Genomic DNA, 25,972 nt, shown 5'->3' on the forward strand with positions numbered 1-25,972 from the left:
TCACTCGATGTATCCGAGATCTGCGAGGCGGTCTTCGATCGATCTGTTCGTGGTTACCTTCCGGCGTTCTAGTTCGAACGGTGGGTACTCTCGGTCGCCGGCCGAATCGACGATCGGGAGTACCCGGCCGTCCATGGCCACGTCAGCTGGCACGTCGAACGTAGCGAGTACGGTTGGTGTGACGTCGAACAGGTGTGCGTTCGTGAGCGACGCCGTCTCGTCGATCGACTCCCCGTGTGCGGCAACGATCCCATCGCGTTTGTGATTCCACGGCTCGTTCGGCTCGCTGAACTGCTGAGTACCGATCTGTGTCGAGAGGAACTGATCGAAATCCGCCGGTATCGTTATGATATCCGGTGCTTGATCTGAGAACGGTCCACTGAACTGCTGTTCCCGACGCACGACCGACTCGAACACTGGATCGCCGGTCGGTGTTTCGACCGCTTGCAGGCGGTCGATGAGATCGGATCGGACCGATTCGTACTTTCCGGGAGGAACGATCCCTCCCGGCTCGCGTCCCTGAAGATTGATTCGAACGCCCAGCTCGGTCCGGGACCGCATGTACGCCCGTGATCGAGGGAAATCGACCTGTTGGGCCGCAGTACTGATCGCCGTCGTCGGAACGTGCCGGAGCACGAACTCTTTGAGACCTACCAGCGAGAGGATTGATTCGATGCGCTGGCTCGTCATACCGAACCGCGCTGCTCCCGCCGTCAGCCGCTCGATGAGACTCGCATCGTATCGTGTGGCGTGGACACCTCGTTTGAGCTGTTGGTCACGAACGGCGGACCACGACGGCATCCCGTCGCCGCCGTTGGTCGTTTGGACGTACCCCTGTTGGTCGAGATATTCGTTGACCAGAAACGTCCGTCCGTTGTACGGACCCATCCCGTGGTCGCTCACAACGATGACGTTTCGTGGAGAACAAAAGTCGAGTATCTCTCCGATCTGTCGATCGACCGCACCGTACACCCGTTCTAGTTCTCCCCAGTCGCCCGGTCGCTTGTGGCAGATGGCGTCAGTCCACTGGAACTCCACGAAGCCGAAGTCGGGTTCGAAACGATCGACGAGATACCGGAACGCATCACCTCGCATCCGGACACACTCGGTTGCTGATTCGACCGTTCCGTACACGTGGTACTCACCGATAGCGTCCTCGATCTCCGCAAACAGTCCGGGGGGGTGACACTCGGGCGACTCGGGGGCGGTGTAGCCGGGCACCAGTGCCCCATCGAACGGTCGTGGCGGATGAGTAATGGGAACGTTGACGACAACACTTCGGTAGCCGTAGTTATCGAGATACTCCCACAACGATCGTCGACGAACGTGTGTCGCATTAACGACACTCCACTCATAGCCCTCGAAGGCGAGAAAATCGAACACACCGTGTTTTCCTGGATTCGTTCCGGTGTACAGGGAGGGCCACGCGCTCGCCGTCCATGGCGGAATCTGCGATTCGAGTGCACCGCTGGCCCCCCCAAACAACCGCTGTAGATTCGGTAGCTGGTTTTGATCGAACAGCGGTTCGAGTACTGAGCGACATCCTGCATCGATACCGATCAACAGCGTCTGCAGGTCCCGCGTTTCATTACTCGATTCAGCCATGGACAGTACACCCCTTCAGTATGGCGTTCGTTCTCATTTCTAACACTTGTTGGTCTCGTACTGCGCCGTGAGGGCACGCGCGTTCGATCGTCAGTGCTGATGTGGTCACCGGTCGAGATGGGGACGCTGTCGCCACCCCCATCGAAATCGGTACCAGGTGGGTAGTCTCACTCATTGTCGGTCACGTCGATCGGAAGTCGTCGGTTGTCGTATCTCAGCAAAACGAGATGGATGAGCGATACAATGCCGAAAAGAAACAGTGTGAGCACCCCCGCTACCGTCACTGAAAACGAACCGACCGGACCGATGTCGATCAGACCGATCACGAAAAGCACGATGCAGACGACCGTCAACAGAGGATACACGAATTCCCAGGCGATCTCCGGGCCGTCTCCGTTCGGAAGATATGCGTCGATAACACTGGCTGCTGGTGCCAAGGCGACTTCGCCGCTGTCCGTGTCGTACTCCACGATGCCGGCGTCGGCTAACTTCGGAATGTGGGTTTGGTACAACGACACGTACGCTCGTTTTCGTTCCTGGTCGCTCAGTTCCTCGACAGGAGTTTCGTACTCCCACGCAGCAACTTCATCGGCGAGTGCTGTCAGCGCGATCGTATCCGATTCAGACCGAAGATAATGCAATACGAACCGACGTCGGGGGCTACTCAGTAGATCGAAAACGAGATCCTGTGACAACGGCTCTGAATCCTCCTTATCTTGGTCTTTTGACATATCATTATCCGTCGGGCTTGTGGTTGTCGCCACCGAGACGAGAAGTTCGCCGGTTACGTCCTTTGTTACACTCGGCCTACGGGACGTAAGCCGGTGTTAATCTCTCCGATATCACGAGCGTGATCCCGGCCTGAAACCGGGTGAGAGTCGCTTTCGATCGTTAATCACTGGGAGACATGGGAAACGTAATACCCCAACACCATTTTCAGAAATTCGTTATTACTCGGTGAAACCTGAGAATAACAAAGCGATGAACTGGTGTGGCCTCTGTCGTATGGCGCTGCTTCGAACCTGCACACAGGTCCCGGGTGGTTCCGTCTCAAGTCCGAACAGAGTGTGGTCGGGCTGTGCAGTGTATCCTGTCTCGCAGGCAGTGGGCGCGATAACTGATTCCCATGACATCCGCTCCAAAACGACAAACCATGCCTGAGCAGATTCCAGTTGGTGTGATCGGCGTCGGTACGATGGGGAGTCATCACGCACGCGCTTATTCAGAGTTACCGCGTGCTGATCTCGTCGGTGTCGCTGACGAGGACGAAACGCGAGCACAGTCGGTTGCAACGGAACACAGCACACGCGTTCTTGATCACTCTCGCGTGATCGACCGGGCTGCGGCGGTTTCGATCGCTGTTCCGACGCACGCCCACGCCGAGATTGCCCGTGAGGCGATCGATGCAGGGGTCGACGTCCTCATCGAAAAGCCGTTCGTCCGCGAGCCAGCGGTCGGCCGGGATCTCATCGAGCGCGCCCACGAACAGGACGTGGTGTTACAGATCGGTCACATCGAGCGGTTCAACCCTGCGATCCAGACGCTCATGGACATTCTCGTCGATCTCGACGTGATAGCGATCGACGCGCGTCGGCTAGGTCCCCCGATCGATCGGGAGACCGACCGAAGCGTCGCGTACGATCTGATGATCCACGACATTGACATTCTACTCGCGCTGCTCAGAAGTGAGCCGTCGTCGATCAGCGCCGTCGGGTGTCACGACAACCGCCACGTCACCACAACGTTGCAGTTCGATGATGGAATCGTCGGTACAGTGACGGCGAGCCGCCTTACCCAACAGAAGGTGCGTGAGTGTTGGATCACGGCGAAAGACTGTCTCGTGATCGTAGACTACATCGAGCAGTCGGTTCGGATCCACCGCCACTCATTACCGGAGTACGTTCAATCCGCCAACGGCGTTCGCTACCGCCACGAAAGCATCACCGAACGGCCGACCGTCGAGAACGGCGAGCCGCTCAAAGCGGAGCTGTCGTCGTTTCTCGACTCGGTCGCTGACCGATCCCAGCCGGCCGTCACGGGCGTCGATGGATTACGAGCCGTAGAAATGGTTCGCCAGATTGATGCGCTCGCAACCGATCCCGATGCAGGGATGACCAGCGATGCTGGTCTCCAACGGCCGATCGATACGAGCAGCTCCGATTTCACTGGAGGAATGTAACATGTACCGCGATCACACGGTCGGCGTCGTAATCACCGCTTACAACGAGGAGGAATTGGTTGGTGATGTCATCGACAGCATCCCCTCCTTTGTCGACGAAGTGTACGCTGTCGACGACTGTTCGACCGACAACACATGGGCGGAGATCACCGAGCACGTGGCGGTGGCACCGACGGATATCCCCTCGTTTCCGGTGCCTGATGGCGGTCATCGTCCCGAAAGCCGTATCGTACCCATTCGCCACGAGCAAAACCGTGGTGTCGGAGGTGCGATCAAATCCGGCTTTCGAGAAGCGCTGGACAGCGGCGTGGACATCGTCGCCGTGATGGACGGCGATGGACAGATGGATCCCGATCAACTCGATCGGCTGCTCGATCCCATCGTCGAGGGACGTGCCAGCTACGCGAAAGGAAACAGGCTGGCGAAACGGTCGCATATGGCGTCAATGTCGTGGTTTCGTCTGCTGGGAAACGTCCTGTTGACGATCCTCACCCGGATCGCAAGCGGCTACTGGCGCATGCGCGATCCCCAAAACGGCTACAACGCCATCGACACAACGACGCTAGATCGCATTCCGCTGTCACAGCTCCACGACCGGTACGGCTTTCGAAACGACGTGCTCATCCGACTGAGTGCCGAGGGAGTGACTATTGCTGACGTCGCAATGCCAGCGGTGTACGGCGAGGAGGAAAGCGGTATCCACTACACCGCGTTCGTTCCCCGGATGTCGTGGCTCCTGTTGGGCCGGTTTCTCTGGCGGCTCCGCGCCGAATTACGGCGAAACTGGCTGCTCTCTCCGTCAGCGTCCGAATCGGTGAGCCTGCTTGCCGGTCTCGTAATCACCGCTCGGTTGCGCACGCGAAAGCGAACACCATCGTGGGTCGCCTGGCTCGGCACAGCGCTCAGCGGACTGTTGATCGTGTTTACGATGATCGAAGATCGCTACGCGAACGACGGAACGATAACCATCGAGGAAGATGAGTAAGCGCGTCCTTTCAGTCGTCGGCGCTCGCCCGCAGTTCATCAAGGCGTTTCCGGTTTCGAAAGCGCTCAGCGGTGTCCACGAGGAGGTCGTGGTCCATACCGGGCAACACTACGACACGATGCTCTCGGGCGTGTTCTTCGAGGAACTCGACATTCCAGAACCCGCATACAACCTCGGTGTCGGATCGGGGAGCCACGCCGATCAAACCGGACGCATGATGATCGAACTGGACAGAGTGATGGATGCAGAATCACCCGACGTGGTGCTCGTCTACGGTGATACCAACTCGACGCTCGCCGGTGCGCTGGTCGCCGCAAAGCGGTCGGCCTCGCTGGTTCACATCGAGGCCGGGCTCCGCAGCGGGAACCGAGCGATGCCCGAAGAACACAACCGGATCGCAACCGACCACCTAGCTGACGTGTTGATCGCGCCGACCGAACGGGCGGTGGAGACGCTCCGTACTGAGGGCGTCGACGGTGAGGTTCACGAGACCGGCGATGTGATGTACGATGCGCTGTTGTACGTCCGCAAACGAGCAAACGAGATATCGACCCTCCGTTCGGATCTCGGGATCGACTCGACGGAGTACGTTCTTGCGACGATTCACCGAGCGGCCAACACGGACGACCGTGATCGGCTCGGCGGGATCGTCGACGGGCTGTCGAGCGTCGACATGCCGGTCGTCGTACCGATCCACCCGCGTACGGAGCGAGCACTCCACGAGTACGGACTGTTCGAGACCGCAAACGAGCAGCTCACAATCATCGATCCGGTTGGCTACCTCGATTTCGTCCATCTACTCGACGGTGCTGGGCTGGTCGCAACCGATTCCGGTGGCGTCCAGCGCGAGGCGTTTTATCTGGACACGCCGTGTGTTACGATGCGCGACGAAACCGAGTGGGTCCAGACGATCGACTGTGGCTGGAACACGCTCGTCGGAGCCGATGGCTCCCGTATCAGCCGCGCACTCGCCCGGATCGACTCGCCGGCGACGAAACCACAGCTGTATGGGAACGGGCAGGCGGCCCCGCGCGTTGCCGAGGTGATTGCCAATGCATGATGTGACGATGGCTGTAGGCGATGATAGTATCGACGACAGCTCGTTTGCGCTGTGTCTCACCCACGACGTCGATCGGCCGTACAAGTCGTGGCCCCAGTCGCTGTACTACACGGTGGCCGATGCCGATCCATCTCACTTGGTATCGATGCTGCCGGGACAGAACCCCTACTGGCAGTTCGAGACGATCATGTCTCTCGAAAATAGCTTAGGGGTCAGATCGGCGTTTTATTTCCTGAACGAACCAGATCTGTTCCACGAGAAACCAGTACGAGCGTGGGCACAGTCTGATGATTGGATCCAACAGTTGGGTCGATACGACATCACGAACCCGGAAATCGCATCGATCATTCGGACGCTCAACGCTGACGGCTGGGAGATCGGGCTACACGGTTCCTACCAATCCTACCGCGATCGGTTTCGACTCACCTACGAAAAGACAGTACTCGAATCGATCCTCGGGGAAACGATCCTCGGTGGTCGTCAACATTACCTCAACCTCGACGGAGTGAAGACGTGGCGCTATCACACCGAGATGGGACTGGGGTACGACGCCAGCCTCGGATCAAGCACCGAGTATGGGTTTACCAACGGATATGGGGTCAAACGGCCGTTCAATGACGAATTCATCGTCTTTCCCCTGACCGTAATGGAGTCTACACTTCCCGATCCCGAAGAACACGCCGAAAAGGCACGAACGGTATGTGAGCGGCTGCTCGCTGAAGCCCGCGAGAACGGAGCGGTCATGACCGTTCTTTGGCATCCTCGATATTTCAGTGATCGAGAATTCCCCGGCTACACCGATCTGTACCGGTTTATCATCGAACGGGCACGCGAACTGAACGCGTGGATCGGTCCGCCCGGGGAACTCTACCCACACCTCGTGAATCGCACCGCACACGCTACGAGCAGTGAGATATCGGAACAGAAACGATGAGTGATACGCAATGATCGAAATCAGCGCTACACGGCGGATCGTGAGAATGAACGAAAAGACACGGAGAGGTGCGTATCCTATCCGTTCACAGTCAAGGGAGGAATGCCGATGAGCACGAACTCGATCGAAACGCGCAACCTTTCTCTCTCGGAATGGACCGACGTGCTGCCCGACTCGGGAACCGAAGTGTTCCACACAGCACCGGCGCTCGAAGCCGTCGACGACCACACCGAGGGGGAGCTACAGTTGTATGGTGGCTTCAAGGGAGATCAACCGGTCGCGTTGTTGCCGGTGTTCGTCGATCACAAAGCGGTTGGTCGCATCGTGACGTCGCCGCCCCCCTCGATGGGAATTCCGCGGCTCGGACCGTTGTTGTTATCGAACAGTCCGAAACAGAGAAAGAAAGAGACGGTCAACTACGGTTTCACGGCTGAGATCCTCGATGATCTCTCCGTCGATGCGAGATTGACGTTGTTCCGTGTGATCTGTCCGCGGGCGTACGCTGATCCACGGCCGTTTCAGTGGAACCAGCTCAAGGTGACTCCCGAGTTCACCTACATCCTCGACCTTGAGAACGTGACCGACGACACGGTGATGGATCCGTTCAGCAGAAGTCTCCGAAACGAGATGCGTCGTGGCGAAGAGATCGACGTCACCGTCGGCGTCGAGGGACGGGGAGCGGCCAAACGCATTTGGGATTCGGTGGGGACCCACTTCGAGGAGCAAGGGATGCAGCCGCCGATCAAGTGGGAATTCGTACGCGATCTCCTCGAAGCGTTGCCTGAACACCATCGGGTGTACGTTGCACGAGAACCGGACGGATCGTTCAGCAGCGGTATTATCGTCCTCTACTCCGATGACACCGCCTACTTCTGGTTGGGAGGAATCATGACGACGTACGACGGCGTGAGCGTCAACAGCCTCCTCCACAGACGGGTCATCGAGGACATCGTCACGGAGCCACAGCTCGAATCGGTGACGCGCTATGATCTCGTCGGTGCGAACACGGAGCGGCTCTGTGAGTACAAAGGGAAATTCAGCGGCGATCTGGTGCCGTACTACGTCGTCGAATCCGTCGGTCCGGAGATGAAACTCGCCAAAGGAGCATACGACTTCGCTAGCCGATGAGACTGCACCGACTAGCCCACGAGAACGACCAGCCGAACACGACGCGACTCCCAGCGACATCAGACACGACCGGAACACATCCGAGAACATGACACAACGCATCCCGGCTCAGACGACAGAAACGTCCGTATCGAACGACGAGCAACGCCTCATCGAAGTTCTGCGCAAAACGCTGGCGTATGCTCGCAAGCGGGGGTATAGAGGATGGGACTACGGAGACGGAATGAGTAGCCGACTGCTCCGGATGCTCCCAGTAGACAACAGATGGCTCAACATTTTCGTTCAGGAGTTGGCCAAACGGCCACCGATCAACCTCCGGCCGTTGTTACTCGTCGAGCAACGGCGAAACTACAAAGGAACGGCGCTGTTTGCGATGGCGAATCTGAACACTGCTGGACTCCTCGGCGAGATTGATGGAGAGTCGGCAAGCAAGATCGACATGGAATCCATCGCCAAAAACGGCACGACTGACGACACGAACGAGCCGGTCAATTACACACGAGAAGCGTATCAGCTCAACGAGTGGCTCATTGCGAACCGAAGCGTCGGATACAGCGGTTTCTGTGGCGGACACAACCACAAGATCCAACACATCAACAGCAAAGGGCTTCCGAACGACCCGGACATCGTCTCGACGTCCTTTGCCGTCAAGTCGTTGCTCTCAGCCACGGAGCTCGATCCGATGTATGCTTCTATCGCACGAACGGCAGAGGAGTTTCTCGTGGACGATCTCGACTACCGCACTGTCGACGACGGCGCAATCATCAACTATCATCTAAATCATTCGACTGATGTCTACACCATCAACGCCGGTGCGATCGGCGCTCGGATGCTCATCGACCTGTATGCGTACTTCGAAAAGGAGTCCCATCGCCAACGGGCACAAGAGATATTCGATCACATCGTGAATCTCCAAACCGATATCGGGGGATGGACCTACCGGGAGCCATCGTCGTCATCGCATCTTTCGATGGACAATCACCACAACGGGTTCATCATCGAGTCGCTGCTCCGGTATCGAGACGTGACTGGTTCGGACCGGTACGACGAGACGATCGACCGAGCGCTCTCGTTCTATCGAGAGACGTTGTTTGATTCCTCCGGAGCACCGAATTGGGACGAGAACAAAACGTATCCACGCGATATCCACGCGAGCGCACAAGGGATCCTCGTGTTCACATACGCCGGTGAGCTCGACTTCGCCCGGCGCATCCTCGCGTGGGCGCTCGATCAGCTGTACGCTGGAAACGGACAGTTCTACTACCGGAAACACCGACTGTACACCACCAGAATCACGCTCATGCGGTGGTGTCAAGCGTGGATGGCGTATGCCATTTCGGAGTATCTCACTGCACTGTCCGATTTTCGGTCGTCAATGACATCGCTGTAGCGTGCATCGATGTACAGCTGATTCGGCTCACGCCATCCTCCGTATCCACTGGTACGCACGTGCGAGCGTCGTGATCGCTGTGGACCCGTGTTCGACGTTGTAAAACGGAACGAGCTCCGGGTTGAACTTCGCCTTATACCGGTTGATCCGGGGGTTGTCCGCGCCGACGAGGTCGTAGGCAGTTCGGTTCCGATCGATCGCTTCGGTCATGACGTGCCAGTCGAGCAGATCGTTGACGGGCACGTCGGTAGATGTATCGGAGCGAACACCTCCCTGCCATCGGTATACAGTCTCACCATCGTCCAGCGCGATCAGTCCGCCGATGAACTCGCCGTCGATCTGAAGCGTGTACGGGCGCACTGCACCCGCCGGAAGACTGGTCGCCAGTTCTGTCACGAAGGCGGGCGTAACGTGGTAGCTGATGCCTTGACGCGCATACCGCCGGTCCACCTGTTCGATGATGTCGTAGATCGCAGTCCGACCGCCTTCTTCGATCGTGTACGACGCTTGCTCTGTGTCACGAATGTTGCTCCGGGCGTCCCGGCTGAACGACATCAACAGATCCTCCGTTCCCTGCGTGAGATCCACGAGGTACGTGTACGACGGCGTCACCTCACAGTCGTTCCAGAGGAACGGACGGATGTCCTTATAACAGCTGTGGATACGGAGATGTCCATACCGAGGGTTGAACGTCGATCCGGCCCACTCGAAACACCCTTCGACGAACTCGTGTTGACGGCGTTCTCGCTTTCTCTGTTTCAGCCCGTTCCCGTTCAACAACGCAGGACCGAGATAGGAGACCCGAAGCTCCGGTGGCGGCGAAAACAGCAACCGAACCGGTCCCCGCGAAAGTTCGAACAACGGGAACAACCCCACTGGCTCTTCTCCGATGTATCCTACTAACGGGTGAACGTCTGCATCGGTGTGGTCGGCCTGAATCGACAGTGCTTCATACCGGTGAAAGAGACACGTCTGTGGGGACCGCTCGACGAGCTGATTCCACGTTTCAGTTTCCTCGACACGCTCGATCTCAACTCCCATGTCACTACACACCCGTTCGGTCTCCAGCACCCTGTCATTTTTTATTAATTCATACGATATTTTTATCAGATAATGAGACGAATAATGCAATCAACGATGGGTTTTCGTTATGACATACCAACGTTTGGTACGGGCCTCTTCGAATTATCGATGAAACCCGAAGGAGTGTTCTCGTAGGTAGTAATTATTTTTCCGGATCCAATTGCGACTATCATTTAAATCGACAATTAATTACAAGTAAGTTCCTAACCTAATATATTGCGCCGCGGTAGCTGCCCACTACTCACAGTGTCGGGGCACACGAGCACCGGGTATTGAGAGACATGCGACCAGCAAGAATGTGTGGTTTGAAAGTCGTACCGCTATCGGTAATCTATGTGTGCAACGGGTGGTATCGATGAGCACCAAGACGCCGAACGATACGCAGTCTCAGTCGGTCGAAGACAACGGCTCGACGGAGGTTGACGTCGATGGTGCCGAGAGTGATGATGCTGTTGGTCCGGCGCTCGGTCCGGATCGGATCTTCGAGGTGTTGAAAAATCAACGTCGCCGACGTACTCTTCAGTATCTCATCGAACGCGATAATCCGGTGACGATCGGTGCGCTCGCCGAACATATCGCCGCGCTCGAAAACGATACGACGGAATCGGCGCTCACCTCTCGTGAGCGCAAGCGCGTGTACGTCGGTCTCTACCAGTGTCACCTCCCGAAGATGGACGATACGGGTGTGGTTGAGTTCAACAAGGCGCGAGGAACCATCTCATTGGGACCGACGTTCGAGCAGTTCGAACCGTATCTGAATCTCGATGGAGATAACGCGGACGTGTGGGCACATTACTATCTCCTGCTCACCAGTGCAAGCGGAGTGATCTTCGGGGCGAACACGCTGCTCGCCGGTTTATCGTCGGCGCAGCTACTCGCCGGTGTTCTGTTAGGGTTCGTCGTGCTTTCGATGATGCATCTCTATAAGACCACCGAGCATCTTCCGCTGCTAGCGTTCACCGATCGTTGATTCCGAACGAGGACAGCCAGCGGGCAGTCGGCTGTATCGGTCGACGAATCATCGAAGCTCACGGTGTCCACACCCGAACCGTTTCGAAAGCAGAGAGTAACAAAGCCGTTCGGCAGGGCATTCCGACCATGCGATACGTTTTCTTCACGAACACACCAGCCCACGTCCATCTGTATAAGCACGTCGTGCGCCGGCTCCAGGCGGAGGGACACGCAGTTTCAGTCATGGCACGGGATTACGGCTGTACGACCGCACTGCTCGATTGGCACGGCATCGATCACACCGTGTACGGTGGGTGTGACACGACACGATGGTCCTTGCTCGGACGGCTCCCTCACCATTACCTCCATATCGTGAGTCACACGCGCGCGTTCGATCCCGACGTGATTTTCGGGATGGGCGCCTATGCGGCCCACGCAGGCGCGCTCACGAGAACCCCGACGGTGTTGGTACTTGACTCGGAACCGACCGGGATAGACCACGCCGTGTCGATGCCGTTTGCCCGAACCATCGTGACTCCACAGGCGTTTCAGAAGGATCTGGGAACGAACCACTACGTGTTTGCGGGATTCAAAGAGAGTGCGTATCTCCACCCCGAGGTGTATGAACCATCTACCGACATCCGCGAGCGACTCGGTCTTGGCGCGAGTGACCGATACGTCCTCGTTCGGTTCAACGCGTTCGGTTCCCACCACGATGTGGGGCAGGGAGGGTTTTCCGACGAGCAACGCCGGACGCTCATCGAACGTCTCGCCGATCACGCCACAGTGTTCGTCTCCGATGAAGGAGGAACCCTCTCGCTTGACTCGCTGCCCGCTCGGCCGTTCGACGATCATCCGGGGGTGTTACACGACGCGCTTGCCGAGGCGTCGTTGCTCGTTGCGGACACACAGACGATGGTGACCGAGGCAGCACTGCTTGGAACGCCTGCGATCCGGTCGAACTCCTTTGTCGGACCGGACGATATGGGGAATTTCCTCGAACTGGAGTCGAACGGTCTCGTGTACAACCTCCAATCGTTTGACACCGTTCTCAAAACTGCCGAACGGTTGTTGAACCGACCGAACCTCGAAACTGAGTGGCGACGAAAGCGCGATCGGTACGTGGTGGATATGGTCAATCTCTCATCGGTACTCACGTCTCTCGCACGCGCGAGTGGGGACACCGCTGCTGTCGAGGAACTCCATCCCCGCCCCCACGTCCCCGAACGGAGCACCCCCCGTCCTCCCCGACAAGAGAATTGATGGAGCGGAGCATCGATCGAACAGTTATATGGACGGCAACCGTACGTACTAGCGTATGACGCGTGTCACAGTGGTCGGCGGTGGTCCCGCGGGATTGAGCGCAGCGTTGTTCACGGCGAAAAACGGACTGTCGACGGCGGTGTTCGACACCGATGAGACGTGGATGCACAAAGCGCATCTGTTCAACTATCTCGGGATCGAAAGCATCGACGGCAGTGCGTTCATGGACGATGCCAGAGAACAGATCGACGGATTCGACGTCGATCGTCATCAAGGCGAGGACGTCACGGAGGTCAAACACACTGACGAGAGCTTTACCGTCGTAACCGAGGAGGATGAGTACGATAGCGAGTACGTCGTGCTCGCTACCGGCGCGGATCGTGATCTCGCCGAAACGTTAGGATGTGAATTCGAAGACGATGGAACGGTTGACGTCACCATCTCGATGGAAACGAGTATCGAGAATGCGTATGCGACGGGAGCAATGGTGCGTGCCGAGGAGTGGCAGGCGGTTATCTCGGCCGGTGACGGCGCAGCCGCTGCGCTGAACATTCTCACGAAAGAAAAAGGAGACCACTTCCACGACTTCGATACCCCTGCAGACGCGTAGCACTGTCGGCGTGACACCAAACTGATTACGATTCTGTCGCTACACGATGCTCTGGCCGCTCTAACACGCTGTAGCCGATTCGATCAGCTACTCGACGTAGATGTGGCCGGTGCCGTCCTCCGAAACCGTTACTGTGATGCGGTATCCGTCAAAGGTGAACCGTACTTCTCCCCCAACGCCGTTCTTGAATAAGGCGTTCAACGCTTCTGGATCGATCACTTCGTTCAGTGGGGTCGTGATCTCCGTCTCATCGACCCCTGCAACGTCGCCAACCGCCTCGATAACGCGTACTCCAAGGGCGTGTCTGGAAGAGTCGTACAGGAACTCCGATGCACCGGATCGTACCGGTTCGCGGGACGTTCGGCCCATCTTCTTATCCATATCCCCCATTGTCGCCTCCGTGTTGGTATCTGCTCTCATAATCGTTTCTGGGATGATTCCCTAGAGAGACAACACCGAATAGTAACTCCCACCACACACATAAACGGTTTGGAATTCATCCACCGTTTCACTTTGTTCAGACACATTCGTACGTATATATACCATTTGATCATCGGACACAACTGTGAGGGTTCTGCTGTGGTCGCTATCGGATCGTTGGAGCAGAATAACAAAGGTGATGTCTGCTTACGGTCTGCAGTGATGACCTCGGATCGACTACTCATCGTTGGAACGCTCGGTGGTGGTGGTATCCACCAGTACATCGAGCAACAGTATCGTCATCTCGACTCCGTCGAGGCGTCAGTGTACGACATGGTGTCTGATCCGAAAGGAGAGGGGGGATGGTGGCTGTTCACCTCGGTGATAGCGTCGGTGTGGGCCGCGATTCGGTTCCCGTTTCGGGCACCGCCGGACGTGATTCACGTCCACACCTCACACCGGTTTTCGTTCTATCGATCGGCGTTTTACGTCCTGTACGCGTCGATCGTCTGGGATCGACCGGTCGTGTTACACGTCCACGGCTCCTCGTTCGATTCGTTCGTGACGACCGACTCGTGGCTCATCAATCGGATACAGGCATTCGTGTTCGGGGAGTGTGATCGTATCATCGTGTTGTCTCCATACTGGCAGGAGGTGTTGTCCACGTGCGTTCCCGAAGAGAAGATCCGCGTTCTCCCGAATGCGATCGCTCCATCGGAGTATTCGCCCGTCTTCGAGACCGATACTCAACACGTGGTGTTCGTCTCGAACTTGGTCGAACGGAAAGGGGTGTTCGAGCTGGCTGGAGCCATCGAGGATCTCCTCGATGAAAATCCGGAGAAAAACGGGACGGACGTCCGGTTTAGCATCGCTGGGAGCGGACCGCTCAAAGAGCGGGTCGAGTCGCTCGCCGACCAGCACGAGGCCGTCGAGTATCTCGGCTACGTTTCCGAGCGCAAGAAGCGGACGCTCCTCGATTCGGGTACGATATTCGTGCTCCCGGCGTACGCTGAGGGGCTGCCGATCGCGTTGCTAGAGGGAATGGCTGGCGGTAATGCCGTCGTCTCTACCACTGTCGGGAGCATTCCAGAAGTCATCGACGAGGAAAACGGGCTGTTGGTCGAGCCGAAGAACACGACCCAACTGTCGGATGCACTTGCCACGCTCGTGGCAGATCCGGAGCGTACCGAGGCGATGGGCCGAGAAAATCGCCGGCTCGTCTCCGAGACGTACTCGTGGGATACGACACAGCAGACCCTTCAGGAAATCTACGCCGAACTACCAGCGTGAGCGGCGAGTACCAAGCGCTTACGCCGGACAGAGGCTGTATAACAAAGCTACGAACGGTACACGCTCTGGGGTATGCCCGATCCTGACGTTCTGTTCCTCGTGCTCGATTCAGCGCGGCGAGATCGTGTATCGGCCTACGGCCACGACCGGCCGACAACCCCGACGCTCGATACGCTAGCCGACGAAGCGACGGTGTTCGAGCACGCGTACGTTCCGGCACCGTGGACACTCCCATCACACTGTTCGATGTTCACGGGACTGTATCCCTCAGAACACGGCGTCACGAGTGGATTCACTCATCAGGGGTTTGGACTTCCAGCGAACGTTCCGACGCTCGCCGAGCGGCTCGCAGAACGGGGCTATCACACCGCCGGGTTCTCCAACAATCCGTGGGTCGGACAGCTCTCGGGGTTAGATCGTGGCTTCGAGGAGTTCGTCGAGTGGGATCTGGAAGTCAGCCGATCGGCCAATCCGATTCACGGCCGACGAGGACAGCTCTATTCGAAACTGCATACGGCGCTCGGGCATGCGAGCCGACAGCCGCTAGTCCTGCTCAAGCGGCGGTTTTTCACCGAGCGACTCGTCTCGCGCGCCGCCGAGTGGCTGTCGCACACCGCTGACCGTGAGGCCCCCACGTTCACCTTTCTCAATCTGATGGAAGCCCACAGCCCGTACTACCCGCCACGAGACGCGTTCGATGCTCTCGATCTCAACCGACCGTCGGCGATCGAAGCCCGTCGGCTCAACGTCAAACTGCTCACGAACATCATGGGCCGCGCCCGTCTCGATTGGGAGACGCGGGAACGACTCCTCGAGTATTACGACGCTAGCTTGCGCTATCTCGATCGGATGGTCGATCGCCTCCTTTCAACTTTCGAACAGCACGGGATATACGAGGATGCGTTGCTCATCATCTGCGCTGACCACGGCAAGACGCTCGGAGAGTACGACCGGGACGCGACGCCTCCCCACTACGTCCGAGACGTGAACACGATGGTGCCGTTGCTCATCAAAGAGCCGGGACAAACCACACCAAAGAGCATCGAGCGACCGTTCGAACTCCACCGGCTCTTCGAGACCGTTCTCGAAGGGACGCTCGATCGGTCGTTACCAGCCACGCCTTCGACGGCTCTGATCGAGGATGTGGTCCCCCACACAGGGCGAGATGTCGATCCCTCGGAGATCACCCACTGGCGAATGTTGTCCGATGGCACTCACAAGTACGTGACGTCAGTGCCAACGCAAGATCACACCGCCATGTCTCAGTCTACCCACGACCGGAACGGGCACCAGTCTCATCCCGGCTCGGAGATCGACGAGGACCGAGTCGAGCCAAGAGGGAAAAAACAGGAGTATCTCCTCCGTGGCACAGGAATCGATGAAGCCCTCGTGGAACCGGAGTCGTCAGTTCTTGATCGGTTTCGATCGTTGCTCGCCGAACGAACGGAGCAGTTCGACACGGCAGTGGCTGCTGATACCGCAGACACAGGACGACTGAGCGGGAGTATCGAGGCTCAGCTGGAAGATCTCGGCTATCTAGATTGAGCCCCAGCTAGCTCCACGATCGTTTCTGGAGAGACGGTGATGAGTCGACCGTGATCAGTCGCGGTGTTACACGGATTGACGATCACCCCGTGATCGGGATCCGATCCAAGAAAAACGTACGTGTTCGCAGTCGGGAACCGCCCGCCTGAATCGACGTATTCGATCGGCTGTGTGGGCGTCCGAAATCGCGCCAACTCACACCAATCGGTGTACTCCGATTTCGCTGAGGCGGCAACAACCGTGGCCGTGTCGTGTCCCGCAGTCGGTTGGGTCCTATCAGTGGGACGACGGTCGGGTGCAGTGCTGTCACCACCCGTTTCGATGGCCGTCGAGAAAACGACCCACGGCGTGTCATCGATCGTCAGCGTCGTACCGTAGTACACCGAGTTCGGAACGGATCCGACCGAGGTGGGCGACGGACAGGTGTCGTGGGCGCTGTGTTCGTCGGTGCTCGTCGTCGAGCGAGCCGCGGTGTGGGATCGGGATTGATCGTCCACACCCAGCGTCGACCGCGTGGGTCGCTCCGTGAGATCGGTCCTGTCGAGCCGGAAGATACGGTTTCGGTCGGTGTATACACAGTCCATTCCCCAGAGGATCGCCGAGGGGGTGAACACGAGTGCGACCGCGCGCCATCGCTGATCGCCGCCGCCGATGGGCTCGAACCGTCCTTCCCGGAGTCGTCCGATGTGACACTCCGGATCCCTGTCGCCGGTCGTTACCCACAGCTCGCCCGTATACGGATCGGGACAGATCGCGTGAACGTGGCGCACCTCGGGCAGCTCAAGTACCGTCGTCCACGTTCGTCCCTCATCGATCGAACGACGGATGCGCGGTGTGACATCATCGTCGAGTGGGTATTCCCCGAGATAGATCGCCCCTTGGTGGGCGCACACCGCCGTGGGAAGGACGCCAGCGATCCCTGAGGAGGGCGGCAGTTGGTGGGTGTGGTGCCACGTTCGACCGCCATCGTGGGAGACGAACAGCTGTCGCCGGACGGTTGCCACCATCACTGACTCCGTGATGGGCCAGACGTTCGTCGTCCGGTAAGCACCGACGACTCGCTCGATCGCCGACCGCCACGGCGACGTCGTCATCAGCGTGTACCGAAGCCCGGCAACACCGGAAAGCGGGTTCGGAAGACTGCCGAGCCGTTCGAGCCGACTGGGTGGTCCACCGAGGACGGTGCGTCCACGGGACGCGTACACCCGTCCGTCAACGACGGCTTGCAGTTTCATCGACTAGTCCTCGTGTCGGCTCAGGGTGGTTCATCATCCGTGGTTGAGTTGTCTACTACGTAGTACAGCTGTACTTCTCCGTTCGACATGACGCGATTGATCCCGGACTGGCGTTCGATCGCTTGGAACTCCTCTTTGGAGAACCTAAGCTGTTGATACGCGTTTATCTCTCGTTCCCGATCGAGCCGGGTGACGATGACGTACCGAGGGGACCTAAACGTCGTCTGAAGCTGTGATAAGGTGTTAAACGGGACAGTCTGCCGGTATAACCGTTCGCGTTCGCTTCTCCACTGCACACCACGCGTGGCGTCGGCGTATCGGGTGGGCTCCATCCGAATGCCGAGTACCGGAACGCCGTTCGTCTGGTGTTCGAACGCTTGATCGTACCCCTCCATCTGCATTTCGGTCACCTGTACGTTCTGTTTATGGATGTACGGCGATTGGTAGAGGGGCGCAATCGCCAGCACGAGCATGAGCGCGAATCCGACCGCAAACAGGAGCCCACTTCGAGGGAGGGATATGGTGTGACGGAGTCGCTTCAACGCCACACACAGCCCGACGGCCCCCAACAGCGTCGCCAGCAACATCAAAAAGCCCAGATGTCTGAACTGCATTTTCGAGATGCTCCCAACGAAGTATACGAGAAACACCATGAGCAGCGGAAGGAGACTCAACGAGAGATACAGCCGCGTACTCTGGGGAGCCGTCGTCTCGTCGTCGAACGCGTGTGAGACCGACAGCAGGGCGATGACGGCTGTGATAGCCGTATACACTGCACTGAGCAAAAAGAGCTTCACGAACAACTCCGGGATGCTGGCTCCGATGGCCGCGATCGAATCGCCTTGTGCTTGAATCTGCTTTCCCGCGACGGTCTCGCCTTGAATGTAGCCAGCAATCTTGCTCAGATGTTTGTCGGCCAAACGATAGAACCACGACGTTCGAGTGGTCCATAGTGCGTACACACCTAAGAAGAACAGCGTCGGGGCGTACAGTCGAGGGTGTTCTGATATCGGATGATCGGAACGGAACACCCGATACAGCAACTGTATGTCACAGATGGTTACGAACAGAATGAGAACGTTGAGCGCCTGTTGGGGGTGAAACAACACGACGCTCGTGAGAACCACGGCGAGAACGACGAACGTCCCTGCCACGGTGTCTACCGGTTTGGATCGCTTTGACCGCCGGTCGTACCGACCCTCGGAGAGAAACGCCTTCAACAGAAGAAAGACGATGAATGCGGAGTACAGTGTCGTGAGGGTGAACGGATGCACACGAAAGTGGGTGCTAATGTGGTTGATTGGTAACAACAACAGCGCCGAAAACACGCCGATCGTGGTGGTGCGCGGCCCGGAGACGAGAAGCCGTACACACAAAGGAACGAATAGGATGTACACAAGCGCAAACAGGAGTGTAACGAACAACACAGACCGTCGGAGTGGGTAGCCGACGACTCGACTGATGAACACGGCGAGTATGTGGATTCCGGGATACATTATTCCGAACGGACTCGTCCGTCCACTGTTGAGATCTTTCGCCAAACCGAGGTGGGTCATCGGATCCGCCGTTCCATGGAAGTAGTAGTCCCGAAGGAACGGTAGTCCCAAGACCGAAAGCATAGCAGTAGCAGCGAGCACCAGCGCGAGCGACCGTACCCACCGAACCGACGATACGAACGCTACAAGCAGTGCTCCGCCGAGCGCAATGGCGACACCAACCCAAAACAGGATCGGTGTCGCCGTGTACAACGACAGCTCGTATCCAGTAGCCGGAGCAGTTTTCGCCGAAAGGATCGCACCAGTGAGCGTAAGAAATCCGACTGTGAGCAACGGTTTCGTCCACCACCGCTCAGGGTTCGTTTCAGTCCGTCTCGGAGGGGTTCTAGCACCCCGTGCTGTCGCTGCTGTCATAGCGATCTATGCAGTACGACTCGATCACGAAACGCAGGCAGGACTCTCATGGATCCGGATGTCAACCAAGTTGCTTGATGAGGACTATTGTTATAAGCCACCTATTCCTGATATCCCAGCGCCTGTAACCGATCTATCGTGACAGCGTTGTCGTCGGGTCGGAGGTCGGCGTTCGGCGTAAACCGGTTCGAACTTGATCGTGGCTGTTCGGACCGGATATCCCGTCGTTCGGAGGCCGAAACGATCTGCCACGGAACCGTAACCAGCTCTTCGGTGTACGTTCCCGGGGGATGTCCCCACTCGGCGATCGGAATCGGCCTTGATCGTTCACCGAACATGTTGCCATGATCTGACGTTATCACCGAGCGGCCTGACACCGTCGTAACGAGTTCTTGAACGGCGGGTAACACCCGATCGAGATTGTCCCGGTAGGCCTCCCAAATCTCGGACGGCGAAACGTTCGTGTCTCCGTTCCGGAGTTGTCCCCAGATGTCCGTCTTATCGGTCCCGTCAAGTCGATTCCCGACATTGATTTCGGGGCTTTCGATGAACGGATAGTGAGGCTGCATATAATGAACGATGAGCCGTTTGTTCGGGTACTGTGCTGCCACACGACGCCCGTAATCGGTCATCGTTCGTGGCAGCACCGTTCTGTGGGTGTCGTCCCAGTCGTGTTTCCAGACGTTGATGACGTCGTGGAAGGTCGCGTCGATCCGATCGTTCCAGCGATGAAGCTGAGGACTAGCAGTTACGTACACCGTATCCGTCATTGTTCGACCGGAGAAGTTTCCCATCAGGAACTCAACCGTGTGTGACCCTCTCGATTCGCGTCGTTCGAGCGTTCCCGAACACTCCTGTTGTGCAGAGAAGAGATCGTACCGACACGCATCGAGGATGATCAAGTTGTCCCAGTCTTCGGTCATCACATCGACCCCGTCAGTGTTGTACTCTCGCCGATACAACCGGCGATTGTACAGCCGATTCAACTCCTGCCCGAAAAACGACGGCTGCTGTACCCCTCGTCGAAATCCCCGCCACAACTGGGACGGCGTGTACATTACCCCCTCGTTCCGAACGCTTCCTCATCGTTATTCCGTCGCTACGACCGAGGACGCTAGATCGGACGATCTCCAAGACATCGATCGGCAGGATAATGGACCCATTACTATCCACCCACAGCACATTGTCCGAGAGTGAGATCGACTGTGACGATTGCTCAAAAGGTTATGCGTGGTCTACAAGCCATGCTCGTCGCCGAAGGAGCACGCATGGTATCCAAGGGTCTCATCGTTATCGTGCTTGCGAACTACTTCCTGTCGCCCGATGAGTACGGGCTGTTGTTCCTCTCGCTGTCCGTACTCGGAACCGGACTGTTGTTTAGCTATCTCGGCTTTGCCAAATCGGCCGCCCGCTACATCACCGAGTACAAAGCCAAAGATCCCACCCAGATCCCCCACATCATCACCACCTCGCTTCAGTACAATCTGGTGTCGATCATCGTCGTCAGTACCACCTTCGTGTTGGGAAGTGGGTTTATCGCGGGAATGATTAACGAGCCAGCAATCCAACCGTTTCTGGTCGTCGGATCGCTGTACGTCGCCACGATGACCCTCTCTAAGTTCACGACGGTCGTGTTTCAGGGGTTCAATCGCGTGCGCTGGAGCGCGTGTATCGGTGCGCTGTCGAACGTCAGCCTACTGGTGTTCACCGTCGGCTTCTTACTGGCCGGGCTCGGTGCCATTGGGGCGCTAGCTGGCTACGTACTCGGGCATGCACTCGCCGCGGTCGTGGGGTTGGGTGTCATCTTCGGCCGATTCATTCCAAAGTACGCTGGGGGTGGTGGTATGGATTCGGAGCTACCGGGCAAGATCCTCCGGTACAGTATCCCGCTCACGATCACGCGCAGCGGCCACACGCTCGATAAGGATGTCGACACCATTCTCGTCGGGTTCTTTCTGAATCCCGCCGCTGTCGGGTTCTACGTTCTCGGCAAACAGATCGCCGATTTCGTAACGGTGCCAGCGACATCGCTTGGGTTTGCCGTCTCACCGGCGTACGGCGAACAGAAAGCGAGCAATGCGATCGGTCGGGCCGGGGAACTGTACGAACACGCGTTCGTTCACACTATCATGCTGTACCTTCCCGCTGGCGCTGGACTCATACTCGTCTCCGAGCCGACGATCCGGTACGTGTTCGGAGCTGAGTATTTGGGTGCCGTCCCCGTCGTGCAGGTCTTTGGTGTATACATCATCCTTCGGGCGATCGATAAGATCACTAACGATGGACTCGATTTCGTCGGTCGCGCGCGTGACCGCGCGATCGCAAAGACCGGGGCCTCAGTCGGCAACGTCATCCTGAATGTGCTCCTCATCCCCGTCATCGGCGTCGTCGGTGCTGCGCTCTCGACGGTCATCACCTACACCGCGTTGATCGGCGTCGAGATCTACATCATCAACCAGGAGTTCCCGATCGCACGAGCACGGCTCGGTCGTAAAACGCTGCTCATCTGCGCGATCACAGCACTCATGTCCGTCGTCGTCGTCGTGCTGTTACCTCTCGTTACTGATCTCGTCTCCTTACTCACAGTGATCGCCATCGCCGGGGGAGTGTGGGCGGGACTAGCTCTCGTGAGTGGACTCATCGACATCGCGTTGGTGCAGTCGTTCATCAAAAGTGTGACGGAGTGAATGGTCACGACGACCGTTCGAACGACTGGGTCGAAATGAGGGGAGCGCCTTCCTCTGCCTCATCGCGGATCTGTTCCATCAGCGTGATTACCCATTCGGCCTGTTCGATCGGGACGGGCGGGGCGTTCCCACGAATCAACGCGCTGGCTTCCGCATCGATCTGGTAATAGTGAGAGTCTAATTGCCGTTCGGTTTCCCAGCTGTTGTTGAACCGGTTATTGAGAACGTCGTAAAACGCCGTCGCCGTGCCCAGTATCCGACGTGCGGCACGGTCGAGATTGTTCCGGGCGCGATGAACTGACGTCGCCGTGTAATCCGTACCGAGTGGAACGACGGTCTGTGAGACGAGATCGACCACTAACGATCCATCCGAGCCGTGAACGTCGATTCGGTGGACGGGGATCTCACCGGCACTCACACGAATCGAACAGAGGGTGCCGGTTTCGGATCGGTACTGGATCTGCGTCGTATCGTAGGTGAACGGGTTCTCGTACGATGTCGTCAGCGCGGTCTGAACGTCGATCTCGCCGGCGTCGTTCGGATAGCCGCCCATCACGAGGGCGAGATACAAGGGATGCGGTATCCCCTCCTCAAACTCACCACCGGGCAGCTCGAACGTCCACGACCCCCGGTTTGGCTCATCGGCAAAGGAAGCGCCAGTGTACGTCACGTCGACGCCTCGAAGCTCGCCGACCACCCCCTGTTCGAGCAGCGTTCGGGCCTTCCGCATCGCCGGATCGAACATGTGATTGTGCACTGGCGACACCGTAACGTCGTTCGCGTCGGCCGTTTCGACCAACTTCTGTAGCTCCTCGTTGGTCATCGTGATCGGTTTCTCGATCAACACCGGGATACCAGCTGCGAGCGCCGTCTGTGCGAGTGTCACGTGTGTTTGTACCGGGGTGCAGATGTGGAGCCAGTGTAACTGTTCCCCGGCCAGTAGCTCCTCGATGTCGGTGTACGCCGCCGTCTTGTGCTCTTTGGCCATTCGTCCCGCTCGCTTCTCGTCGAGATCACAAACCGCAACCGGCGTCGTGTTCGGACATTCCCGAAGCGCCGACAGATGTTTTCCGGAGATGATACCTGCACCAATGACCGCTGTTCTGAGGACCATCATGTGGATTCGTCCGATCGAATCCATTGTTATGTGTCGCCTGTCGGTCCATTCTGATCGGTAAGCCGTCCGTTCTCCGACACCGCCGACGATTATATCTTTTGTGATATATATGATCGTAATCGTGTTTCATCGCTCGGTCGGTTTCCCCGGTGCGCGCGTCCCAGACCTGATAGACGATCACTACCAGGGGACGTCGGCTCTGCTGTACCGGACGATTTCGATCAGTAGGAACACCTTACGTGGTCTAAGAGCGACTTACGATGGAATATAATCATATTTCCAACATCAAATGTGGTCGGTATGTAACTGTGGCCAACCTTCTGTATCGATCACGCGTTAGGATCGAAATGTTACGTACGTAGCCAGAAGGTACTTTTGGGTAATCCTGTTTTACCCACCGATGACATCTGAGTCAGAGAGCGGAGAAGACGGGTCGTCACATCTGGAACGACGTAGTTACATTAAGCTTACTGGAGCGGTCATCGGCGGTTCGGTACTCGGAACAGCACAGGCCGGCCGGGCGAGTGCGAAAACGCGTCACGGTATCACGTTCAACAACGTCGTCGACGCTGTCAAGGATCTCGGCTGTGATCCCAACGGAAACGGAGACGTTACCAGCAAAGTCGAATCGGCACTCGACGGCCAGACCCTCGTGGAGTTCCCTGAGGGAACGTACCACTGGGGCGGTTCGATCACCGCGGACACCGATCGGATCGGGATTCGGGGGAAAAACGACAACGTGACGTTTACGTTCCCCTCCGGGTATAACGAGTTTTTCATCAACACGACGTGTGATAAGGCGTTGTTCGAGAACTTCGACGTGGATGTCCGAGCGGACCAGACGGCCACGGGCATTCGGATCAACTCCGAGCACGGCTTCCACGCCGAGAACATCGAGCACATCGGGCGCGCCATCGTCGATTCGAGCGACGTAACCCGGTGTTGGCAGCTTCGGGTGAACGATCCCAACTCGACCGGCGTTCTCAAAAACTTCGTTGCGAAGAAGGGTTCTGCGTGGGCACACTACAAATCCGGCGACGGTCGTGCTGGAATTTCCGTTTACGGTGGCAAGGGCACGGTCAAGATCGTCGACTGTCACCTCGAAGAGTTCGGCAACAACGGCATTTATGGAAGCCGGACGCTCAGCGCGGTTCAAGTCATCGGTGGCACCTACCGGAACAACAACGTGTGTGGCATCCGGATTTCGGGTGAGGGAAGCTACGTCGACGGGGCGACTGTCGAGGTCAATCCCGAGAAGTATTCCGGACCCCACACGCTCGAAGACGACGCGTTCACGATGCGTGGTGTGCTGTTCGAGCAAGGCAACGCCTCGACGGGAGGCAATTTCGACAAAGCCGGTGGAGAAGTTCGAAACACAGATATCACTATCGAAAACAATCCCACCAACGGGCCCGGGATCGCCGTGTGGACTGGCGGCCGCACGCTGAACGTGAAAAACACCCGGATTACCTACAACAACGACGGCGGACCGGCCGTCCACCGCGAGAAACAGACCTCTCAAGGACGTCACGATCCCAGCCCGAATCCCCGGTGGCTCCGCATGAACCGGGTCAAAATCACCGGGTCCGCATCGAAAGGGCCGTCCGTGCTGGTCGGACAGGGCGACGGCTCGCAGATCAAAAACAGCTACATCAAACAGAGCGGTTCTGGCCGCAAAGGGATCGTGTTCTCGAACTCGAATAACACCCTCGTCAAGAACACCACGATCAAGACTCCGGGGAAATCGGTTCAGTTGAAATCGTCGTCCGGTAAGTCCGTCAACGTCAGTAACTCCGGCTCGGCTCCGTCACTCGACCTCGGTCAGTCGGGATCACAATCAAAATCAGGATCGGGGTCGGGTTCCTCTTCGAAGAACACGAAAAACGACTCGGAGTCGTCGTCTAACTCCTCTCAAGGTCTCCTATCGAAGGTGACCGACCTCTTTGTCGGAAACGCAAGCGGTGCCAGTGAGAACGCTACCAACAACAGCGGTGCAAGCGGATCGGACACCCATACGCTCGAAATCGAAGGGAACGGTTCGAACGCCAACTACACGTTTGCCGTCGACGGCAACGTTCAGCCCAACGAGAATCTCAGCTCGTTCGATACTACCACCGACACCTTCGTCGGTGAAAACTGGTCGTCTGGGTCGGTCAGCGACTCCCTCGATAAGTACCTGTTCACCGGCTCGGTGACCTCGTTCTCGGCGGACGGTTCGGTCACTGTTCGAGTCGACGGGAAGAAGGTCGATCCGAACGCACTCGGTACCGAGGGCGACAAACAGCACACTCTCATTATCGATGGGAGCAAATCGAGCGGAGCTTCGAAATACGCCCTATCCGTGAACGGATCGCTCGAAAAAGGGAAGTTTGCGGAGAGCAGTGATACGGTTTCAGGATCGACAGCCCGAGGAACTGTACGCGATTGCCGTGACAGCTTCAGGTTCTCCGGACAGATTACCGAGCTTGACATCGATGGTGACGCCACCATCAGCTTTGGTCAACAGTAACGGACACAGATGTACGCCACGAAAGTCACAACTCGAGATATCGGTTGCCGGATCGCTCCATCCGGTCAGAC

General features: G+C 57.6%; 21 protein-coding genes. 13 read left to right on the forward strand and 8 right to left on the reverse strand.

All coding sequences use genetic code 11. The annotated features are described in order from the left end of the window. Entirely contained in the window at positions 1-1,605 is a 1,605-nt protein-coding gene (locus MW046_RS00150; protein ID WP_247993553.1) for an alkaline phosphatase family protein, read from the reverse strand. A 167-nt stretch (positions 1,606-1,772) separates the two neighbouring features. Next, a complete protein-coding gene (locus tag MW046_RS00155) occupies positions 1,773-2,336 on the reverse strand; it encodes a DUF7344 domain-containing protein (protein ID WP_247993554.1) in 564 nt (187 codons plus the stop codon). Between the two features lie 395 nt (positions 2,337-2,731). Between MW046_RS00155 and MW046_RS00160 the strand changes: the two genes are divergently transcribed. From MW046_RS00160 to MW046_RS00185, 6 genes are all read left to right on the forward strand, one after another. Next, positions 2,732-3,784 carry a Gfo/Idh/MocA family protein gene (locus tag MW046_RS00160; protein ID WP_247993555.1) on the forward strand — a complete coding sequence of 351 codons (1,053 nt, stop codon included), beginning with the start codon at positions 2,732-2,734 and terminating at the stop codon, positions 3,782-3,784. A gap of 1 nt (position 3,785) precedes the next feature. Next, a complete protein-coding gene (locus tag MW046_RS00165) occupies positions 3,786-4,769 on the forward strand; it encodes a glycosyltransferase family 2 protein (protein WP_247993556.1) in 984 nt (327 codons plus the stop codon). Then, positions 4,762-5,829: a non-hydrolyzing UDP-N-acetylglucosamine 2-epimerase gene (wecB, locus tag MW046_RS00170; protein ID WP_247993557.1), complete on the forward strand. Its 1,068-nt coding sequence runs from the start codon at positions 4,762-4,764 to the stop codon at positions 5,827-5,829. The genes MW046_RS00165 and wecB overlap by 8 nt, the downstream gene beginning before the upstream one ends. Beyond that, positions 5,822-6,763, forward strand: coding sequence for a polysaccharide deacetylase family protein (locus tag MW046_RS00175; protein ID WP_247993558.1), 942 nt, complete (start codon positions 5,822-5,824; stop codon positions 6,761-6,763). The genes wecB and MW046_RS00175 overlap by 8 nt, the downstream gene beginning before the upstream one ends. 123 nt (positions 6,764-6,886) lie before the next feature. Further along, positions 6,887-7,891: a GNAT family N-acetyltransferase gene (locus tag MW046_RS00180; RefSeq protein ID WP_368411412.1), complete on the forward strand. Its 1,005-nt coding sequence runs from the start codon at positions 6,887-6,889 to the stop codon at positions 7,889-7,891. An 88-nt stretch (positions 7,892-7,979) separates the two neighbouring features. Beyond that, positions 7,980-9,281 carry an antibiotic ABC transporter permease gene (locus tag MW046_RS00185; RefSeq protein WP_247993560.1) on the forward strand — a complete coding sequence of 434 codons (1,302 nt, stop codon included), beginning with the start codon at positions 7,980-7,982 and terminating at the stop codon, positions 9,279-9,281. 27 nt (positions 9,282-9,308) lie between these two features. Here the strand turns inward: MW046_RS00185 and MW046_RS00190 are convergent, their stop codons facing one another. Beyond that, positions 9,309-10,322, reverse strand: a complete 1,014-nt coding sequence (locus MW046_RS00190) for a lipid II:glycine glycyltransferase FemX (protein ID WP_247993561.1) — start codon at positions 10,320-10,322, stop codon at positions 9,309-9,311. A 397-nt stretch (positions 10,323-10,719) separates the two neighbouring features. Between MW046_RS00190 and MW046_RS00195 the strand changes: the two genes are divergently transcribed. From MW046_RS00195 to MW046_RS00205, 3 genes are all read left to right on the forward strand, one after another. Next, positions 10,720-11,334, forward strand: coding sequence for a DUF7344 domain-containing protein (locus MW046_RS00195; RefSeq protein WP_247993562.1), 615 nt, complete (start codon positions 10,720-10,722; stop codon positions 11,332-11,334). A 128-nt stretch (positions 11,335-11,462) separates the two neighbouring features. Then, a complete protein-coding gene (locus MW046_RS00200) occupies positions 11,463-12,578 on the forward strand; it encodes a DUF354 domain-containing protein (protein ID WP_247994782.1) in 1,116 nt (371 codons plus the stop codon). 55 nt (positions 12,579-12,633) lie between these two features. After that, positions 12,634-13,188 (forward strand): NAD(P)/FAD-dependent oxidoreductase, encoded by a 555-nt coding sequence (locus MW046_RS00205; protein WP_247993563.1) that lies wholly within the window; start codon positions 12,634-12,636, stop codon positions 13,186-13,188. An 87-nt stretch (positions 13,189-13,275) separates the two neighbouring features. Here the strand turns inward: MW046_RS00205 and MW046_RS00210 are convergent, their stop codons facing one another. Further along, positions 13,276-13,569 carry a HalOD1 output domain-containing protein gene (locus MW046_RS00210; RefSeq protein ID WP_247993564.1) on the reverse strand — a complete coding sequence of 98 codons (294 nt, stop codon included), beginning with the start codon at positions 13,567-13,569 and terminating at the stop codon, positions 13,276-13,278. Between the two features lie 261 nt (positions 13,570-13,830). Here MW046_RS00210 and MW046_RS00215 point away from each other — a divergent pair, with 261 nt between their 5' ends. Further along, positions 13,831-14,898, forward strand: a complete 1,068-nt coding sequence (locus MW046_RS00215; protein ID WP_247993565.1) for a glycosyltransferase family 4 protein — start codon at positions 13,831-13,833, stop codon at positions 14,896-14,898. 72 nt (positions 14,899-14,970) lie between these two features. After that, a complete protein-coding gene (locus MW046_RS00220) occupies positions 14,971-16,443 on the forward strand; it encodes a sulfatase (protein WP_247993566.1) in 1,473 nt (490 codons plus the stop codon). Here the strand turns inward: MW046_RS00220 and MW046_RS00225 are convergent. The 3 genes from MW046_RS00225 to MW046_RS00235 form a co-directional block, all read right to left on the reverse strand. Beyond that, the gene (locus tag MW046_RS00225; RefSeq protein WP_247993567.1) at positions 16,431-17,678 is read right to left on the reverse strand and encodes a beta propeller repeat protein; all 1,248 of its coding nucleotides are present in this window, start codon (positions 17,676-17,678) and stop codon (positions 16,431-16,433) included. The two genes, MW046_RS00220 and MW046_RS00225, sit on opposite strands and share 13 nt — an antisense overlap. A 20-nt stretch (positions 17,679-17,698) precedes the next feature. Then, entirely contained in the window at positions 17,699-19,588 is a 1,890-nt protein-coding gene (locus tag MW046_RS00230; RefSeq protein WP_247993568.1) for a hypothetical protein, read from the reverse strand. A gap of 101 nt (positions 19,589-19,689) precedes the next feature. Then, positions 19,690-20,646, reverse strand: coding sequence for an alkaline phosphatase family protein (locus MW046_RS00235; RefSeq protein ID WP_247993569.1), 957 nt, complete (start codon positions 20,644-20,646; stop codon positions 19,690-19,692). A gap of 168 nt (positions 20,647-20,814) precedes the next feature. Here MW046_RS00235 and MW046_RS00240 point away from each other — a divergent pair, with 168 nt between their 5' ends. Next, a complete protein-coding gene (locus MW046_RS00240; RefSeq protein ID WP_247993570.1) occupies positions 20,815-22,275 on the forward strand; it encodes a flippase in 1,461 nt (486 codons plus the stop codon). A 4-nt stretch (positions 22,276-22,279) separates the two neighbouring features. Here the strand turns inward: MW046_RS00240 and MW046_RS00245 are convergent, their stop codons facing one another. Continuing rightward, on the reverse strand, positions 22,280-23,389 hold the full coding sequence (locus tag MW046_RS00245; protein ID WP_247993571.1) for a Gfo/Idh/MocA family protein: 1,110 nt from the start codon (positions 23,387-23,389) through the stop codon (positions 22,280-22,282). Positions 23,390-23,792: 403 nt separating this feature from the next. On the opposite strand from MW046_RS00245, the gene MW046_RS00250 reads away from it, so the two are divergent. Continuing rightward, positions 23,793-25,901 (forward strand): hypothetical protein, encoded by a 2,109-nt coding sequence (locus MW046_RS00250; protein WP_247993572.1) that lies wholly within the window; start codon positions 23,793-23,795, stop codon positions 25,899-25,901. The last annotated feature ends 71 nt before the right edge of the window (positions 25,902-25,972 follow it).

The organism is Halocatena salina, assembly GCF_023115355.1.
In the GTDB taxonomy this organism is placed as follows: Archaea; Halobacteriota; Halobacteria; order Halobacteriales; family Haloarculaceae; genus Halocatena; species Halocatena salina.

Bases quoted from the DNA above. Each gene is read 5' to 3' on its own strand.
- MW046_RS00150 (WP_247993553.1), bottom strand. From the start codon at position 1,605: ATGGCTGAATCGAGTAATGAAACGCGGGACCTGCAGACGCTGTTGATC.
- MW046_RS00155 (WP_247993554.1), bottom strand. From the start codon at position 2,336: ATGTCAAAAGACCAAGATAAGGAGGATTCAGAGCCGTTGTCACAGGAT.
- MW046_RS00160 (WP_247993555.1), top strand. From the start codon at position 2,732: ATGACATCCGCTCCAAAACGACAAACCATGCCTGAGCAGATTCCAGTT.
- MW046_RS00165 (WP_247993556.1), top strand. From the start codon at position 3,786: ATGTACCGCGATCACACGGTCGGCGTCGTAATCACCGCTTACAACGAG.
- wecB (WP_247993557.1), top strand. From the start codon at position 4,762: ATGAGTAAGCGCGTCCTTTCAGTCGTCGGCGCTCGCCCGCAGTTCATC.
- MW046_RS00175 (WP_247993558.1), top strand. From the start codon at position 5,822: ATGCATGATGTGACGATGGCTGTAGGCGATGATAGTATCGACGACAGC.
- MW046_RS00185 (WP_247993560.1), top strand. From the start codon at position 7,980: ATGACACAACGCATCCCGGCTCAGACGACAGAAACGTCCGTATCGAAC.
- MW046_RS00190 (WP_247993561.1), bottom strand. From the start codon at position 10,322: ATGGGAGTTGAGATCGAGCGTGTCGAGGAAACTGAAACGTGGAATCAG.
- MW046_RS00195 (WP_247993562.1), top strand. From the start codon at position 10,720: ATGAGCACCAAGACGCCGAACGATACGCAGTCTCAGTCGGTCGAAGAC.
- MW046_RS00200 (WP_247994782.1), top strand. From the start codon at position 11,463: ATGCGATACGTTTTCTTCACGAACACACCAGCCCACGTCCATCTGTAT.
- MW046_RS00205 (WP_247993563.1), top strand. From the start codon at position 12,634: ATGACGCGTGTCACAGTGGTCGGCGGTGGTCCCGCGGGATTGAGCGCA.
- MW046_RS00210 (WP_247993564.1), bottom strand. From the start codon at position 13,569: ATGGATAAGAAGATGGGCCGAACGTCCCGCGAACCGGTACGATCCGGT.
- MW046_RS00215 (WP_247993565.1), top strand. From the start codon at position 13,831: ATGACCTCGGATCGACTACTCATCGTTGGAACGCTCGGTGGTGGTGGT.
- MW046_RS00220 (WP_247993566.1), top strand. From the start codon at position 14,971: ATGCCCGATCCTGACGTTCTGTTCCTCGTGCTCGATTCAGCGCGGCGA.
- MW046_RS00225 (WP_247993567.1), bottom strand. From the start codon at position 17,678: ATGAAACTGCAAGCCGTCGTTGACGGACGGGTGTACGCGTCCCGTGGA.
- MW046_RS00230 (WP_247993568.1), bottom strand. From the start codon at position 19,588: ATGACAGCAGCGACAGCACGGGGTGCTAGAACCCCTCCGAGACGGACT.
- MW046_RS00235 (WP_247993569.1), bottom strand. From the start codon at position 20,646: ATGTACACGCCGTCCCAGTTGTGGCGGGGATTTCGACGAGGGGTACAG.
- MW046_RS00240 (WP_247993570.1), top strand. From the start codon at position 20,815: ATGCGTGGTCTACAAGCCATGCTCGTCGCCGAAGGAGCACGCATGGTA.
- MW046_RS00245 (WP_247993571.1), bottom strand. From the start codon at position 23,389: ATGGTCCTCAGAACAGCGGTCATTGGTGCAGGTATCATCTCCGGAAAA.
- MW046_RS00250 (WP_247993572.1), top strand. From the start codon at position 23,793: ATGACATCTGAGTCAGAGAGCGGAGAAGACGGGTCGTCACATCTGGAA.